The organism is Ruegeria lacuscaerulensis, from assembly GCF_013033355.1.
Classification (GTDB): Bacteria; Pseudomonadota; Alphaproteobacteria; order Rhodobacterales; family Rhodobacteraceae; genus Ruegeria; species Ruegeria lacuscaerulensis_A.
Map to the genome: position 1 here is coordinate 142,232 of NZ_WQDY01000006.1, position 17,257 is coordinate 159,488.

Annotated in this window: 14 protein-coding genes; 8 read left to right on the forward strand and 6 right to left on the reverse strand. The window is 54.8% G+C overall.

What is annotated here, in order from left to right; translation table 11 throughout:
• Window positions 1-14 precede the first annotated feature (14 nt).
• Genes GOW48_RS12565 through GOW48_RS12580 form a run of 4 tightly spaced genes read right to left on the reverse strand, consistent with a single transcriptional unit; the run spans window position 15 to window position 4,012 of the window.
• On the reverse strand, window positions 15-341 hold the full coding sequence (locus tag GOW48_RS12565; protein WP_234899478.1) for a cytochrome o ubiquinol oxidase subunit IV: 327 nt from the start codon (window positions 339-341) through the stop codon (window positions 15-17).
• Window positions 334-966: a cytochrome c oxidase subunit 3 gene (locus GOW48_RS12570; protein WP_170754238.1), complete on the reverse strand. Its 633-nt coding sequence runs from the start codon at window positions 964-966 to the stop codon at window positions 334-336. The genes GOW48_RS12565 and GOW48_RS12570 overlap by 8 nt, the downstream gene beginning before the upstream one ends.
• Window positions 963-3,053: a cbb3-type cytochrome c oxidase subunit I gene (locus GOW48_RS12575; protein WP_170754240.1), complete on the reverse strand. Its 2,091-nt coding sequence runs from the start codon at window positions 3,051-3,053 to the stop codon at window positions 963-965. The genes GOW48_RS12570 and GOW48_RS12575 overlap by 4 nt, the downstream gene beginning before the upstream one ends.
• Window positions 3,050-4,012: a ubiquinol oxidase subunit II gene (locus GOW48_RS12580; protein WP_170754242.1), complete on the reverse strand. Its 963-nt coding sequence runs from the start codon at window positions 4,010-4,012 to the stop codon at window positions 3,050-3,052. Before GOW48_RS12580 ends, GOW48_RS12575 begins: the two co-directional genes overlap by 4 nt.
• A 170-nt stretch (window positions 4,013-4,182) precedes the next feature.
• Here GOW48_RS12580 and GOW48_RS12585 point away from each other — a divergent pair, with 170 nt between their 5' ends.
• The 7 genes from GOW48_RS12585 (at window position 4,183) to GOW48_RS12615 (ending at window position 13,653) form a co-directional block, all read left to right on the forward strand.
• Entirely contained in the window at window positions 4,183-5,418 is a 1,236-nt protein-coding gene (locus GOW48_RS12585; RefSeq protein WP_170754245.1) for a lytic murein transglycosylase, read from the forward strand.
• A gap of 401 nt (window positions 5,419-5,819) precedes the next feature.
• Window positions 5,820-7,448 (forward strand): peptide ABC transporter substrate-binding protein, encoded by a 1,629-nt coding sequence (locus GOW48_RS12590; protein WP_170754247.1) that lies wholly within the window; start codon window positions 5,820-5,822, stop codon window positions 7,446-7,448.
• Window positions 7,449-7,515: 67 nt separating this feature from the next.
• Complete coding sequence (gene oppB / locus GOW48_RS12595; protein ID WP_170754249.1) at window positions 7,516-8,439, forward strand: oligopeptide ABC transporter permease OppB; 924 nt, start codon at window positions 7,516-7,518, stop codon at window positions 8,437-8,439.
• Window positions 8,440-8,449: 10 nt separating this feature from the next.
• Window positions 8,450-9,379, forward strand: coding sequence for an ABC transporter permease subunit (locus GOW48_RS12600; protein WP_170355192.1), 930 nt, complete (start codon window positions 8,450-8,452; stop codon window positions 9,377-9,379).
• Window position 9,380: 1 nt separating this feature from the next.
• On the forward strand, window positions 9,381-11,186 hold the full coding sequence (locus tag GOW48_RS12605; RefSeq protein ID WP_170754251.1) for an ABC transporter ATP-binding protein: 1,806 nt from the start codon (window positions 9,381-9,383) through the stop codon (window positions 11,184-11,186).
• Window positions 11,187-11,493: 307 nt separating this feature from the next.
• Window positions 11,494-12,387 carry a UTP--glucose-1-phosphate uridylyltransferase GalU gene (galU, locus tag GOW48_RS12610; protein WP_170355194.1) on the forward strand — a complete coding sequence of 298 codons (894 nt, stop codon included), beginning with the start codon at window positions 11,494-11,496 and terminating at the stop codon, window positions 12,385-12,387.
• A 189-nt stretch (window positions 12,388-12,576) separates the two neighbouring features.
• Window positions 12,577-13,653 carry a DUF2793 domain-containing protein gene (locus tag GOW48_RS12615; protein WP_170754253.1) on the forward strand — a complete coding sequence of 359 codons (1,077 nt, stop codon included), beginning with the start codon at window positions 12,577-12,579 and terminating at the stop codon, window positions 13,651-13,653.
• A gap of 23 nt (window positions 13,654-13,676) precedes the next feature.
• On the opposite strand, the gene fcl is transcribed toward GOW48_RS12615, so the two are convergent.
• Window positions 13,677-14,654: a GDP-L-fucose synthase gene (gene fcl / locus GOW48_RS12620; RefSeq protein ID WP_170754255.1), complete on the reverse strand. Its 978-nt coding sequence runs from the start codon at window positions 14,652-14,654 to the stop codon at window positions 13,677-13,679.
• A gap of 10 nt (window positions 14,655-14,664) precedes the next feature.
• Window positions 14,665-15,789 carry a GDP-mannose 4,6-dehydratase gene (gmd, locus tag GOW48_RS12625; RefSeq protein WP_170754257.1) on the reverse strand — a complete coding sequence of 375 codons (1,125 nt, stop codon included), beginning with the start codon at window positions 15,787-15,789 and terminating at the stop codon, window positions 14,665-14,667.
• 158 nt (window positions 15,790-15,947) lie between these two features.
• Here gmd and GOW48_RS12630 point away from each other — a divergent pair, with 158 nt between their 5' ends.
• Window positions 15,948-17,252: a UDP-glucose dehydrogenase family protein gene (locus tag GOW48_RS12630; RefSeq protein WP_170754259.1), complete on the forward strand. Its 1,305-nt coding sequence runs from the start codon at window positions 15,948-15,950 to the stop codon at window positions 17,250-17,252.
• The last annotated feature ends 5 nt before the right edge of the window (window positions 17,253-17,257 follow it).

Sequence of the window (17,257 nt, forward strand, 5' to 3'; positions counted from 1 at the left end):
TTCTAACTTGGTCACTACATTGGAAACGTGTGCATGCGCACCGCCAAATTTCCCATGATCCAGATTGTACCGACTATGATGATCAGCAAAACCAGCGTTGAAAACAACACAAGATCCAAATCTTCACGGCTACTGCGCCTGCGATCAATGTGAAGGAAGTAGACCAGCTGTAAAATCAATTGCGCAAGCCCCAGCAATCCAATCGTCAAATAAACGCCCTTGGTCGCAATACCGAAGACAAACGCTGCCAAGAAGACAGAAATGGTCAGAAGCAGTGAACCGCCATATCCTATAAGATAACGGCGGCGTTCCCGACGGTGCATTTCGCTGCGCTTATCCATAGGCAAGCCCTCCGAAATAAACGATCGTGATGATCCCGATCCAGATCAGGTCCAGGAAATGCCAAAACAAGGCCAACCGCACGACCCGCGACATAAGCAGGTCTGTCAGACCAAAAACGCGAAGCTGGATGCCAAGCACGATCAACCAGATGCAACCGGCAGCAACGTGCAGGCCGTGCAGTGGAACGAGGCCATAGAAAGCGGACAGAAACCCGCTGCGTTGGGGAATGCCTCCCTTTTCAGCCATCGCCATAAAATCACTCATTTCAAGAACCAGAAAACTCAACCCTAAAACAAGCGTGACGCCAAACCACATCACAATGCGTGAGCGTGGCAGGTTGTACTTCAAGGCCAGCATCGCCAGCCCCACAGTCAAGCTGCTCGTAAGCAAGATGAGCGTTTGGGCAAAAATGCTCTTAAGGTTGAACAGCTCATGCGGACCGGGTCCACCGGCCTGCGCATCTATCATGGTGATGTAGATCGCGAACATCAGACCAAAATAGACAAGGTCGCTCATTAGAAAGACCCAAAAACCGAATGTGACGACTTCACTGGCCTTGTCCGCTTCGGGATGCCTGCGGCCCAGATTCAATCCGGGGTAACTGTGGGTTGGAGCGCGCTTCATGTTGTGGCCTCCATATCTGGTCGCGCGAGACCACGGTTTTCAGGTGCGCATTCATGGTCGCGATTGACAGGGTCCGAATTGCGCACGATCTCAAGCCATGCTTCATGCTGTTTGCGCACCTCGGTGGCCGGTATGACCACTTCGGTGTCCGTTTGGAACGTCCAGGCGATGAACGCCACGACGATAAGGACGCTCATCAACGCGGCCAACCACCAGATCCACCAGACAAGCGCGAACATCCAAACACCACTGAAAACACACAAAACGAAACCGATCGCGGTATTGCGCGGCAGCAAAATATCCTCGTAAGCCTCAGGCTGCGGGTAAGCTTCATTTCGTTCCTTGGCCGCAGCAAAATCATCCCGCTCGGTCACGTTGGGGATGATAGCGAAGTTGTAAGGCGGCGGCGGCGCCGGCGTCGACCATTCCAGTGTGCGGGCATCCCATGGGTCGCCAACCGGCACGCGTGTTTTCTCGCGGTCTCTGATACTGATCCATAACTGCGCAACGACCGCCAGCAACGCTGACAGGAGCACCAGTGATCCAAGCGCCGCAACGATCATATAGGGGTGGAAGCTGGGGTCCTCCCAACTGAAAGACCGTCTGGGCATCCCCATCAAACCGACGAAATACAGCGGCAAAAAGGTCAACATGAACCCAACTGTCCACAGAACAACCGTCAGTCGCCCCCAAGCTTCGTTCAAACGAAACCCAAAGGCCTTGGGGAACCAGTAGTTGTATCCAGCCAGCAACCCAAACAACACCCCGGGCAACAACACGTTGTGGAAATGCGCGACAAGAAACAGCGTGTTGTGAACCTGATAATCCAACGTTGGATTAGCCAGAAGAACGCCACTGAGGCCGCCAATCACAAACAGCATAAGGAATGCGAGGCCATACAGCATCGGGACCGAGAAACGGATTCGGCCCCGAAACAGTGTGGCCATCCAGTCATAAACCTTCACTCCGGTCGGAATAGCGATCAGCATCGTCGCAATCCCAAACACCGCATTTATCAGCGCGCTTTGACCCATCGTGAAAAAATGGTGCAGCCAAACCGTGAACGACATAACCGCGATCGACATCGTGGCGATGACAAGCGAGTTGTAGCCGTACAGTCGTTTGGCCGAAAAGGTTGCGAAAATCTCGGAATAAATCCCATACGCGGGAAGGACCAGCAGATAGACCTCGGGGTGGCCGAACAGCCAGAACAGATTGGCATAGTTCATCATGTTCCCACCAAGGTCGTTGGTGAAAAAATGGAAGTCCAGATATCGATCCGCCGCCAACATCAGAGCCGCCACGCCAAGCGGTGGCATTGCGAAAACGATCAGGATCGAGCTGCAGATGATCGTCCAACAATACATCGGCAGACGCATGAAGGTCATACCGGGCGCGCGCAATTTATAGATCGTTACCGCGAAGTTTATGCCTGTCAGAGTTGTTCCGATACCCGACACAACAATGGCCCAGATCCAGTAGTCCGGTCCTACGCCGGGGTTAAAGGCTGCACCAGTATAGGGTGGATAGGCCGTCCAGCCACCGGTCGAGAACTCTCCGACCACCAATGACACCATCAGCATCATGCCTGCGGAGACCGTAAGACCAAGGCTGATCTGGTTCATGACCGGAAAGGCGACATCTCGTGCACCGATCATCAGGGGAACCAAAAAATTCGCAATGCCGAAAACGAAAGGAACCGCGACAAAGAAAATCATGATTGTGCCATGGGTACTGAACAGTTCGGCAAAGTGTTCAGCTTCCAGAAAACCTTCACCTGGGCCTGCGGCCTGCTGAGCGCGCATCACAACACCTTCAAGAACGCCCCGAGCCAACATGACGATTGCAAAGACGATGTACATGATGCCGATTTTCTTATGATCTGCGCTCGTCAGCCAATCGCGCCACAGAGGGCCCCAAAGACGAAACCAAGTCAGTAAGCCGATAACGGCTATTGCTCCGACTATCACAATCGCGGCGGCGGCGTTGGCGACAATCTCATTGGCGTTCGGAGACTGGATCAGCCCCGCAATCGGAAAAGATTCCCAACTCAGACGGCCGAATATTCCGCTGTACTCAATCGTCATTGCCCGCTCTCCTGACCATATGAAACGGTCCCGGGCTGTTGCGCTACCGACAAAGGTTGACCGCTGTGGTAACGGTGCAGAATAGAATGAAACAAGTCGCCGTCATCCAGTGTGAAATACAAGGCGTTCAGAGGCATCGTCGCGGTGCCCAACGCAGCCTGAACTTCGTCCCTGTCGGTGCGCATTGCCAGTGTTTTATAGGTCTCGGTTGTTAGCGGAATGCCGTTGGCTCGCACGCTGTTTACCCACGCATCGAAATCCTGCAACTGCATGGCCTGTGTCAGGAATTTTTGCTTGGTAAAGCCCCTGCCATTGTACTGCGTGTTTTCACCCTGCATGGTCTTTGGCGTGTTGGCGACGAGATGCAGTTGAGTGGTCATTCCCGGCATCGCGTAAATCTGGCCGGCTAACGCAGGGATCATGAAAGACTGCATAACGGTGTCAGTCGTCAACGTTATCGCGACTTGTTGCCCTACAGGTATCCCGAACTCTCCCACAGTGGCGATGCCGTGGTCAGGATAGATAAACAACCATTTCCAATCTAAGCCTACGACCTGCACATTGATGGCAGGCGCTTCACCAAATGAGTTTGCATAAGGATCCAACCGGTGAGTTGCCTTCCACAGATAGAAAGACAAGACCGCGACGATCACGACCGGAACGCCCCACATCAAGAACTCCAGACGCGCCGAAAAGTCCCAGTTCGGGGCATAAGCTGACTGACTTTGTTTGCGCCTCCGATACCTGATTGCGATCAAAGGTACGAGGCATAAAACCGGCACAACAGCAATCAGGATCAACAGCGTTGCTCGCACCAGATGTGTTTTCTGAACGGCTGCGATGGGGCCTTGCGGCTCCAGAAAACTGTCGGCAGCATGGGCCACATGTGCAAACAACCCCGCGGTCAGAACCAATGCAGCGATTGGCAACACAGCGGATGACACTCTGAAATGGGCCACGCCTGTTCGCCCTCCTACGGCATATGGTCTGGCTGAACTATCAACAGAGTCGGGCGATTTCTCAAGAGTTTTCCAAAACCCCAAATTGTTCTTATTCCTTTGCGATCAACCCCTGCCTTATACAAACGAACTATTGACTTGCGAACCACGTAGGTTGAGACAATTCGGAAATGCATTGGATTGTTTGTTTTCTTGCTCTTCTACTTTGCACGACTGTTGCGCGGGCTCAGGACCGCGCTGCCATCGAACACCAATTTCAAGCGTGGATTGATGAAACCATATGGCCGAACGCAAAAGCCAAGGGCGTTTCAAAACACACTTTTCAGCGAGCATTTGACGGTGTGATGCTCAACTGGGATCTTCCCGACCTGGTTCCACCCGGAACACACAGGGTGCAGCCGACGCAACAGAAACAGGCCGAATTCGGTGCGCCTGCCCGCTATTTCAACCCTGGCTCAGTGCAAGGTGCAACCTCGGTTGGGCGTAAGATGGCCCGCCGCCATGGCGCGGTGCTTGCCCGAGTTGAAACTGAAACCGGTGTCCCTGCCCGCATATTGTTGGCTATTTGGGGACGAGAAAGCGGATACGGTCAAGTGCCCATCCGGCATGACGCCATACAGGTTCTGGCTACCAAAGCGTTTATGAGCACGCGGACGGAACTGTTCACCAAAGAACTGATCGCAGCGCTCGAGATTGCCGAGGCGGGCCACGCCCCACCTGGTAGGATGAAAAGCAGTTGGGCCGGAGCTCTTGGGCAACCCCAGTTCATGCCCTCGAATTATCTTGAACATGCGGTTGACGGAAACGGAGACGGACGCGCAGACATCTGGACCTCGGTTGACGATACTTTGTCGTCAATTGGGTACTATCTTGCGCGGCATGGCTGGGTGCCGGGCCGCGATTGGGGATTTGAAGTCACGGTTCCCCTATCTGTGTCCTGCGCAAACGAGGGGCCTGATCAGGGTAAACTTATTCGTGATTGGGCTAAACTGGGCATTCAGCGAGTGTCGGGGAAACCATTCCCACAGCATGAACTGCCCGAAGAAGGATATCTGATGATGCCTGCTGGTCGAAACGGACCAGCATTTCTGGTTACACCAAATTTCTATGTGCTGAAGCGATACAACAACAGCGATCTGTATGCACTGTTTGTCGGCCACGTAAGCGATCGCATCCAGTACCAAATCGGCGACTTCAAGGGACGTTGGGGTGCGATAGACCCGCTTTACCGATCAGACATTGTAGCAATGCAGAAAGCATTAGAAGCTCAAGGGAACGACGTCGGCGGAGCGGATGGTTTACCTGGATTCAAGACGCGCCGTTCTATCGGTAGGTGGCAGGAACAAACTGGCCGTATCCCGACCTGTTTCCCCGCGGCTTCAATGAAAGCGACTCTGGCCAAATAGCGATTCGCTGTTTTCACAGGCTATGCTTGAGCCATTACCAAGCGTAAAGCGTCAACCTGTTTCCAAGCAGCTTCACAAAAGTGTCAAGAAGCGCCTGCGCTAAATTATTTTATTGCCGGATAGGACCCGTTTTCATTCACAATTGACGTTAGATTGCCCAATTTGCAGGCAAAGGCTTTAACCTTTTTTGAAATAATGCCAACGTCAGCCCCAGTGAAGGGCGACTTTCGCAACCACGTTTCCGACTGCAACCGAAAGACTGCGACGCGGTGTTCATTGCGATCTGACAAAGCAAACTGTGAACCCGTCCCGAGCTCGATCCGAGCCGGACAATCAGAGAGGTCAGCGACCGCTCTGACGGGCTATGCGTGTGTCGCCCCCAAAAACGGGAGAATACAAACATGAACAAATATATTCGAACTTCGCTAGCAGGTCTGTTGACCTCGACCATGATCACCGGCGCGGCTTTTGCCGCCGGGACCCACCCGACCACGGGTGAAGCGCTGGCCGATGACCAGACGTTCACATATCGCATTCTGGACGAGCACAGCTCGGTCGATCCGCAGGTAGTTGAGGATGTTTCGGGCGCCGAGATCGTCCGCGATCTGTTCGAAGGTCTGATGAACCAGGACGAAGACGGAAATCTGGTTCCAGGTGTAGCAACGGGCTTTACCACGAATGACGCCAAAGATGTCTACACCTTCACCCTGCGAGACAACGCTAAGTGGTCCAACGGCGATCCGGTTACAGCAGGCGATTTCGTTTTTGCCTGGAAACGCGCCGTCGATCCCGCTCTATCCTCGCCCTATGCGTGGTACATGGAGCTGATGTCGATCGAAAACGCGTCTGAAATTATCGCAGGCGAAAAGCCGGTTGACGATCTGGCCGTCAAAGCCATCGACGACCACACGCTGGAAGTAAAGCTGAGCGCACCGCTGTCCTATTTCCCGCAGATGACCACGCATGCGACCACCTTCCCTGCCCCGCAGAAAGTGATTGAGGAGTTCGGCGACGCCTGGACCAAGCCCGGCAACATCGTGTCGAACGGTGCTTATGTTTTGACCGAGCATCTGCCGCAGGAACGCTCGGTTCGCGAGCGCAACGAGATGTACTGGGACAACGACAACACGATTATCGAAAAAGTCGTGGCCTTGGTCATCAACGACGAAAACGTGGCCCTGACCCGCTATCTGGCCGGTGAGCTGGACCGCACCGAAGTGCCCGCAGGCCAGTTCCCGCGCCTGCAAAAAGAGCACCCGGAAGAGGCGATCAGCTTCCCGCGTCTGTGCAACTATTACTACACGTTCAACCTGTCCGAAGGTGGTCCGGAAGCGTTCAAAGACCCGAATGTCCGTCAGGCCCTGTCGCTTGCCGTAGATCGTAAGATCATCACCGAGAACATCATGGCAGGCGGTCAGCCGCAGGCATATACTTTCGCGCCCGAAGCAACCGCAGGCTTCACCGTTCCGGACGTCGAAATGGCGTCTATGTCGCAAGCCGAACGGGACGAGCTGGCCAAGGAACTACTGGCCGAGGCCGGTTATGGCGCAGACAATCCGCTGAGCTTCGAGATGGTCTACAACACGTCGGAAGCGCACAAGAAAGTTGCCGTGGCGCTGAGCCAGATGTGGAAACAGAAACTGGGCGTGAACGCCGAGCTAGCCAACATGGAATGGAAAGTGTTCCTGGAAGAACGCGGTAACCAGAACTTCGATCTGGCCCGTGGCGCATGGTGTGGCGACTACAACGAAGCCTCAACCTTCCTGGACCTGTTGCAGTCGGATTCGGGCTATAACGACGGCAAGTATAACAACGCCAAAGTTGATGAACTGCTGGCCTCTGCCAAAACCGCGGACGATGCCGCGCCGCTTTATACCGAGGTCGAGCGTATCATCGCGCAAGAGACCCCCGTCATCCCGATCTATCACTACGCTGGCGTCTACATGATGGACAGCGATGTGGGGAACTGGCCGGTCAATAACGTAGAGCAAAACTGGTACTCCAAAAACCTCTACAAAACAGCCGAGTAATCACCTTTAGATCCCGCTGTGCCCCATGAACCGCTTTTGGGGCACAGCCAATAATTGGGGGCATGAAATGCTTGCCTATATCATCCGGCGGCTGTTGGTCGCCGTTCCGACGATCTTGTTGTTGATCGTCGCTTGTTTCTTTTTGATGCACTTCGCGCCCGGTGGGCCTTTCACCTCGGAACGGCCTCTGCCGCCTGCGGTTCTGGCCAATATTGAGGCACGCTATGGGCTGGACCAGCCGCTGTGGAAGCAGCTTTGGGACTATCTGTATAACATCGTGGTGCATTTCGATTTCGGGCCGTCCTTCAAGTTCAAGGACCGCGACGTGAATGACATCATCGCCCAAGGTTTCCCGATCTCGCTGACTTATGGATCGCTGTCGTTCCTGTTTGCTACCACGATTGGCGTAGGCCTGGGGATTGCGGCAGCCATCAAGCACAATAGCTGGATCGACTATTTCGCTGTCGGTCTGGGCATTGCAGCTCAGGCGCTGCCGAACTTCATCATGGGCCCGATCCTGATCCTGACCTTTACCCTGTGGTTGGGCTGGTTGCCGGGCGGTGGCTGGAATGGGGGGCAATGGCCATACCTGATCATGCCCGTCATCGCGCTCGCGACCTCATATGTCGGCTCGATCGCGCGGATCACACGCTCGTCGATGCTCGAGGTTCTGAACTCGAACTTCATCCGCACCGCGCGGGCCAAGGGCCTGCCGACCAGAACCGTGATCTGGCGCCATGCGTTGAAACCGACGCTCTTGCCCGTCGTCTCCTATTTGGGCCCGGTCTTCGTCTATGTTCTGACCGGTTCGGTCTTCGTGGACATCTATTTCTCGACCGGAGGTCTGGGGCAAGCCTATGTCGGCTCGGCCCTTTCACGCGACTACGCGGTACTTTTAGGGGTCACGATCCTCTATGGTGCGCTGACCGTCATCGTGAACCTTTTGACCGACCTGGCCTATGCCTGGTTCGATCCGAAAATCCGGTACTAAGGGGCGAACCATGCTTGGAAAATCTCAAAAAGCCGCCCACTTGGCCGAAGATATCACGGATTACACGGTCATTCAGGGGCGTTCACTGTGGCAGGACGCGCGGATGCGTTTTGTGCGCAATAAGGCTGCGATGGCCAGCCTAGTCATTCTGGCGCTAATCGTTCTGTTCACAATCATCGGTCCCTATTTCGCGGTCTGGAACAATGAAGAGATCGACTGGAACGTCATGGGTGACGTCCGCGGCATGGGGATGCCCTCGGTTGAGACGGGGCATTTTTTTGGCGTCGATGATCTAGGGCGCGATCTGTACAGCCGCGTCATACAGGCCACCACCACATCGCTGCTAGTCGGTCTGATCGGGGCGGCCACGGCGCTAATCGTGGGCACCTGCTATGGTATCGCCGCAGGATATATCGGTGGCCGGACCGACAGCGTCATGATGCGCTTTGTCGACATCTTGCTGGCGATCCCGGCAACTCTGGTGATTATTCTGCTGCTAGTCGTGGCAGGTCGATCCTTCTTCATGCTGTTCATCGCACTTGGCGCGGTCGGCTGGCTGACCATGGCTCGGATCGTACGGGGTCAAACCCTGACCCTGAAAAACCGTGAGTTTATCGAGGCCGCCCGCGCCGCAGGCGTCAGCGAATTCACGATCATGTACCGCCATATCCTGCCCAACTTGCTGGGCGTGGTGATCGTCTATGCCTCGCTTCTGGTGCCTGAAATGATCCTGACCGAGAGCTTTATCTCGTTCCTTGGGCTGGGGATTTCAGAACCTTACACCTCGCTGGGTCGTCTGATCGCGGAAGGGGCGGGAACCATGGGGTATGGCACCCTGTGGCAATTGATGTTCCCGCTGACATTCTACGTCGCCATCATCATCACGATGTTCTTCATCGGGGATGGTTTGCGTGACGCTCTGGACCCAAAGGATCGCTGATATGAGTCTGTTTTCCGTAAAAGACCTGAAGGTCCAGTTCGACACGCCCGATGGCGTGGTCGAGGCCGTCAAAGGCATCAGTTTCGACATAAACCCCGGCGAATGCCTTGGCATCGTGGGTGAAAGCGGGTCGGGCAAAAGCCAAACCTTCATGGCGGCCATGGGCTTGCTGCCACCTGCTGGTCGGGCGCTTGGGTCAGTCAAATTGAACGGCACCGAAGTCCTGAACCTGCCCATCAACCGCCTGAACAAGATCCGTGGCTCAGACGTGGGCATGATCTTTCAGGACCCATTGACCGCGCTGACCCCGCATCTGCGCATCGGCCAGCAAATGCGCGAGGTTCTTCAGGTGCATGAGGGGCTGCAGGGTTCCAAAGCGCGGGCTCGCTGTCTGGACTGGCTGAACCGCGTCCGCATCCCCGAGGCCGCGCGGCGACTGGATCAATACCCGCACGAGCTGTCAGGCGGGATGCGCCAACGCGTGATGATCGCCATGTCGATGCTGTGCAATCCCAAACTGCTGATCGCGGATGAGCCGACAACGGCGCTGGACGTGACCGTTCAGGCCGACATTCTTGACCTGATGGTGCGCCTGCAAAAGGACGAAGGCACCGCGATTGCCCTGATCACCCATGATATGGGCGTAGTCGCCCGTATGTGCGACCGCATTCAAGTCATGCGCATGGGCGAATTTGTTGAGGCCGGAGACACCCGCGAAATTTTCCGCAACCCGCAACACGACTATACCCGCACCCTTCTCGAGGCGATGCCACGCATTGATGCGGGCGATGCGCCCAAGGCGTTGGAGAAGGTCGAAGAACCGCTGCTCAAGGTCGATGACGTCAAGGTGCATTTCCCGATCAACGTCAAAGGCGGGCTGTTCGGGCGCAAAGTGCCACTCAAAGCCGTCGATGGCGTAAGCTTTGACATCCGCAAGGGTGAAACTCTGGGCGTTGTGGGCGAATCCGGCTGCGGCAAGTCCACGCTGGCGCGCGCTGTATTGCAACTGATCGAACCCAGTGGCGGAAATGTCAGCTGGTTGGGCCATCCTATTGTGGGTCTGAAACGCGCCGAGCTGAACAAGTACCGCAAGGACTTGCAGATCGTCTTTCAAGACCCATTGGCCAGCCTCGATCCGCGCATGACAATCTCGGCTTCGATCGCCGAGCCGCTCAAGACCTACCGCCCTGATCTGACGGACCGCGAGCGCAAGCAGATGGTCAGCGAAATGATGGAGCGTGTGGGCTTAAACGCCAACATGATCAACCGTTATCCGCACGAGTTGTCAGGCGGTCAGAACCAACGGGTCGGCATCGCGCGCGCGATGATCAACAAACCCAAGCTGATCATCTGCGACGAGGCGGTCTCGGCCTTGGACGTGTCCATTCAGGCGCAGATCGTTGAATTGCTGCGCGAGTTGCAGCAGGAGTTCGGCCTTTCGATGATCTTCATCAGCCACGATCTGTCGGTTGTACGTGCCGTGTCGAACCGGATCATGGTGTTGTACCTGGGTCGGATCGTGGAGCTGGGGGATGGCGAGGTGATCTGCTCTGATCCGATCCATCCCTATACCAAGTCTCTGATATCGGCTGTTCCGATCCCTGACCCAGATGTGGAACGGAGCCGCCAAAGGCTGAAAATCCCCGGTGAGCTTCCCTCGCCGATGGATCCGAAGGCTGCCCTGCGGTTTCTCCCCAGTCGCCTGTCCGCTGGCCAAGAGGACTATGTCCCGCAACTTAACGAAATTAGGCCCGATCACTTCGTTGCGGAGCATGATCCACTGGAAAGCATTGTGGCCAATGCATAGTACAAACCTCAAAGCCAGATTCTGGCTTTGAGGTATTAACCAACCCGCCTGTTTTTCCATCAATTAGGCGCTTTTTTGGAAACTATCTCGCTCTAAAATATAAATTAGTTTCCTAATATAGCACGAAAGGTAAGGTTTCATTCGCATGTGACAATGGATCGTTTTGACTTCCCTGTATTGGGATGGCACGATTTCTCCTGTTTCCCTAGCGGTCTCGCGATGTCATTGAACATTCCGGGTTCACGGCCTAAGACAACGTTCCGAAGCCTCTGGACTTCGGTGCAAATTTTAAAAACTGAGAGGTACAATGGTACGCAAGGTTACCAAAGCGATTTTCCCGGTTGCGGGACTGGGTACCCGCTTTCTGCCTGCGACGAAATCCGTCCCCAAAGAGATTATGACTCTGGTCGATCGTCCGCTGGTCCAATACGCAATTGACGAAGCGCGTGCGGCTGGCATCAAGGAATTCATCTTTGTCACATCGCGCGGCAAATCCGCGCTTGAGGACTATTTTGATCACAACCATATTCTGGAGCAAGAACTCAAGGCCAAGGGCAAAGACGAGCTGCTTGAAGTGCTGGATGAAACCAACATGGAAAGTGGCGCAATCGCGTATATCAGGCAGCACAAAGCTCTGGGCCTGGGTCATGCTGTGTGGTGTGCTCGCCGATTGATCGGGGATGAGCCCTTTGCCGTCATGTTGCCTGATGACGTCATCGCCGCGGACAAACCGTGCTTGCAGCAAATGGTCGAAGCCTATGAGGAAACCGGCGGAAACATGGTGGCTGCGATGGAGGTTCCCCAAGAAAAAACCAGCTCCTATGGTGTTTTGGACGTAGGTGAGAATATCGGACAAGTTGTCCGGGCTCGTGGCATGGTGGAAAAGCCCAAACCGGATGAGGCGCCTTCAAACCTCGCAGTGATCGGTCGCTACATTCTGGGCCCATCGGTTCTGTATAATCTGAACCAGAAGAAAAAAGGCAGCGGTGGTGAGATTCAGCTGACGGACGCGATTGCCGAGGATATCGGGAATGGTGTGCCGGTATTTGGGCACAAGTTCGAAGGACAACGTTTCGACTGCGGCTCGAAGGCTGGATTTCTACAAGCAACCGTGGCTTTTGCATTGGCCCGACCCGATCTGCGCGACGACCTGCGGGAATATCTGCACGATACGATGGCGACTGACCAAGCAGCCCAATAATTTCCGCCCCATAATCTCAGTACAAAGGCACCCGGTTTTGGGTGCCTTTTCTTTTTCGGGCAACATGACAGAAAACTTACCACTTCCTTTTGGACGCGTTCTGCCCGCTTAGCGTGAATTCATCCATTTGATGGCAGTTTGGCGCGCAAATCAATTGTCGGACCAGCATCTTCAGGAGGACACGCCCCAATGCCACAAGTTTCACCCCGCTTGGATTTACCATTCATTCAACCCTCGCAAGCACAAAAGCACGTCACTCATAACGAAGCCTTAAGGCAATTGGATATGATTGTTCAATTAAGCGTCGTGGCAACCGATGCATCAAACCCACCAGTGGCCCCAGCGCAGGGTGAAGTTCATGCCGTAGGTGAAGCTCCGATTGGTGAATGGTCAGGTCAGGAAAACATGCTTGCGGCATGGTTGGATAATGCGTGGCACTTTGTAGCGCCAGATATTGGCTGGAGAGCGTGGGACATCAGCGCCGGGCGTGTGAAAGTCTGGACAGGCTCGAATTGGGTTGTGCCGGCAGGGGCAACGCAGAATCTGGACGGGATAGGCGTCGCAACGACCTGGGACGCAACAAACCGCCTCTCGGTTCGTTCTTCTGCCACATTGCTAAGCCATGAGGGCAATAGCCACCAGTTAAAGATCAACAAGGCAAGCGCGGGGGATACCGCTTCGCTTTTGTTTCAATCCAACTGGACCGGTCACGCCGAAATGGGACTGGCAGGCTCAACTGGTTTTTCAATCAAGGTTTCGGCAGATGGGAACACATGGACAGATGCCCTTGTTTTCGATCCGACAACTGCAATTGCAACTGGTGCAGCGATTCAAAGCAGTGCTTCGGACGTAACTGCGGGTCGTTTGATGCGGGCGGATTTTGGCTATAGCCCCGGCAACGTGCTGGGATCTGTGTCACAAACATCAGGCACGCCGACAGGCGCAGTGATCGAGCGGGGCTCGAACGCAAATGGTGAATTTGTTCGTTTCGCAGACGGCACTCAAATCTGTACAGTCAATCTGAGCGCAGTAGGCTGCACCATCGGCGAAGGCGCGATTTTTTCAAGCGGGCAAAACAGTTGGTCCTTTCCAATTGCCTTTGCCTCTGGGACCAAACCTGCCCTAAGCGGCAGCGGTGGATCGGTCTCGCGATTTGTCGGGTTTGATGCGCCGGCAGCCACAAATGTGTCCTACCAAGTACTATCAACGGTTTCTGACCCTGCGCCTGTCGCTCCGACCGCAACCGCCACAGGACGCTGGTTCTGATCAGAGGTTTTGTGATCTGAGCTTTACTTTGCCCGCAATTCAGCATCTGACTGTTCCAGAAACCACGCATAGGTTTCGTGGATGCCGTCTTGCAAGGTGATCCGCGCACGCCAACCCATATCCGCCAATCGTGACACATCCATGAGCTTACGCATTGTGCCATCTGGTTTGCTGACATCCTGAGTGATCCGCCCGGTGTAACCCACCGTGCGGGCCACCAGAGTTGCAAGCTCCGCGATCGAGATATCCTCGCCACAGCCGACGTTGATATGGCTCAGCATGGGTTCTGTGTTGGCTTCATAAACATCGCGTGGCAGATCGAGCACAAACAGAGACGCTTTGGCCATATCGTCTACGTGCAGAAACTCTCGGCGAGGCTTACCGGTTCCCCAGATGACTACCTCGTCCAGACCGTCCCGCTTGGCTTCGTGAAAACGACGGATCAAAGCCGGCAGAACATGGCTGTTTTCAGGGTGAAAGTTATCACCTGGGCCGTACAGATTGGTTGGCATAACTGAGCGATAGTCAACGCCGTGCTGCCGGTTGTAGCTTTCGCACAGCTTGATACCTGCAATCTTGGCAACTGCGTACGGCTCATTTGTCGGCTCAAGCACTCCAGTCAGCAGAGCATCTTCTCGCATCGGTTGCGGTACAGCCTTGGGATAGATGCATGAGCTGCCAAGTTGCAGCAGGCGCTGGACTCCCACTGAAAACGCCTGATGGATAACGTTGCATTCGATCATCAGGTTTTCGTAAATGAAATCTGCCGGGTATGTATTGTTCGCGTGAATACCTCCGACCTTGGCTGCCGCCAAAACGACAACATCGGGCCGTTCGGTCTCCATGAAGAGCCGAACTGCGGACTGATCAGTCAAATCCAGTTCCGCATGAGTGCGGGTTACAATGGTCAGTGCCTCACCTGCCGCCCCACGATCTTGCAACTGCCGTAGTATGGCCGCACCGACCATACCACGATGACCGGCAACATAGATTTTCCGCATTGCGCCCACCTCAGCCATTTTCCAGGCTTACTGGCAAATCGAAGCCGTGCTCTTTCAGCAAGGCATGACGTTTGGCGGTCTTGAGGTCTTCGCTTACCATTTCAGAACACATTTCCTGAACGGTCAGTTCCGGCACCCATCCAAGTTTGGTTTTGGCCTTCGAAGGGTCGCCCAACAGGGTCTCGACCTCGGCGGGCCGGAAGTATTGCGGATCGATACGCATGACGACGTCCCCGGGCTTAAGCGCGGGCGCATTTTCGCCCTTGACCGCTTTGACAGTCGCAACTTCCTGAACGCCTTCACCCGAGAACTCCAGCGTAACACCCAGTTCCGCAGCGGACCACTCGATAAACTGACGAACGGAGTACTGTACGCCTGTCGCGATAACGAAGTCTTCTGGCGCATCCTGCTGCAGCATTAGCCATTGCATCCGCACATAGTCTTTCGCGTGCCCCCAATCGCGCAGACTGTCGATGTTGCCCATGTACAGGCACTCCTCAAGCCCCTGCGCAATATTCGCAAGACCCCGTGTTATTTTCCGCGTCACGAAGGTTTCACCCCGGCGCGGGCTTTCGTGGTTGAACAGAATTCCGTTGCAAGCATACATCCCGTACGCCTCACGGTAATTCACAGTAATCCAGTATGAATAAAGCTTGGCTACGGCATATGGGGACCGGGGATGGAACGGTGTGGTTTCTTTCTGAGGAATTTCCTGCACCAAGCCATACAACTCGGAAGTCGACGCCTGATAGAAACGTGTCTTCTTTTCCAGGCCTAAAAACCGTATCGCTTCCAGCAATCGCAGCGTCCCAATCGCATCGACATCCGCTGTGTATTCCGGCGATTCAAAGCTGACGGCAACATGGGATTGCGCGCCGAGGTTATAGACCTCATCCGGCTGAACTTCCTGAATGATTCGAGTCAGGTTGGACGTGTCGCTGAGATCACCATAGTGCAAGTGGAGTTGAGGGTTCGGATCGTGCGGATCCTGATAGATATGATCAATGCGTTGCGTATTAAACGACGAGGCGCGGCGCTTGATTCCGTGAACTTCATACCCTTTCTCCAAGAGAAACTCGGCCAGATACGATCCGTCTTGCCCTGTAATGCCGGTTATTAAAGCAGTTTTTGTCATTGTCTCGTTCCACAAAACTCAATCTGGCTGGTAGGACTCTCAGAAACAGCAAGAACACCCAGAATGCAACCCGGCGGCAGGAAACGGCATTGAAACCCGTTGAACTTTGCGAAATGCTGGCGCGCGTTAAACAGTCTTTTGTTGAAGGACATTGAAAAATGCGGATAGCGATGATCGGCACAGGTTATGTTGGCCTTGTGTCGGGCGTTTGCTTCTCGGATTTTGGCCATGACGTTATTTGCGTCGACAAAGCCGAAAAGAAAATCGAGATGTTGCAAGCTGGCCAAGTTCCCATCTACGAACCGGGACTTGATGTCCTGATGGCCAAGAATGTAGCAGCAGGGCGGTTGAGTTTCACGACCGATCTGGCTGCTGCCGTGGACGGTGCAGACGCAGTTTTCATTGCCGTTGGAACCCCAACCCGGCGCGGCGACGGGCACGCTGATCTGACCTACGTGATGGCCGCCGCGCAAGAGATTGCTCAGTCGGTCACCGACTACACCGTGATCGTCACCAAATCGACCGTGCCCGTCGGCACCAACAGAAAGGTGCACGAGGCTGTTCTTGAGGCCAATGCGGATGCAGATTTTGACGTCGCTTCAAATCCTGAATTCCTGCGCGAAGGAGCGGCGATTGACGATTTCATGCGCCCCGATCGTGTTGTCGTTGGCGTTGAAAGCGATCGCGCCGCCGAAGTTATGGCCGAGATTTACCGGCCGCTCTATCTGCGAGACTTCCCGATCCTGACGACGGATCTAGAAAGCGCCGAGATGATAAAATACGCGGCAAACGCGTTTCTTGCGACCAAGATTACTTTCATCAACGAAATCGCCGGCCTGTGCGAACGTGTGGGCGGTGATGTCAAAGAAGTCGCGCGCGGCATTGGTCTGGATGGTCGTATCGGCAACAAGTTCCTGCATGCTGGTCCGGGTTATGGTGGCTCGTGCTTTCCTAAAGATACCGCTGCTTTGGCGAGGATCGGTCAGGAACACGCTTATCCGATGCAGATCACCGAAACTGTTATGCGCGTGAATGACGGTGTCAAACACCGCATGATCGAGAAAATTCGCGACGTATGCGATGACAGCTTTAACGGTAAGACCATCGCGGTTCTGGGTGTTACGTTCAAACCCAACACAGATGATATGCGTGATGCCCCTTCGTTGACCATTGTCCCCGCACTGATCGGCGGAGGCGCAACGGTTCGGGTTGTGGATCCGCAGGGCCGAGCCGAGGGATTAGCCTTGTTGCCGGGCGTGGAATGGTGCGACGACCCTTATACCGCAACCGCCGATGCGGATGCGGTCGTATTGCTGACCGAATGGAATGAGTTCCGCGCACTGAACCTGTCGGACATGGCACGTTCAATGAAGTCCCCCCGGATGGTGGATCTGCGGAACATCTATTCGAAATCGGCTGCCCGGAAATCGGGATTCGAAACCTATATCGGTGTGGGCCGCTGACCGCC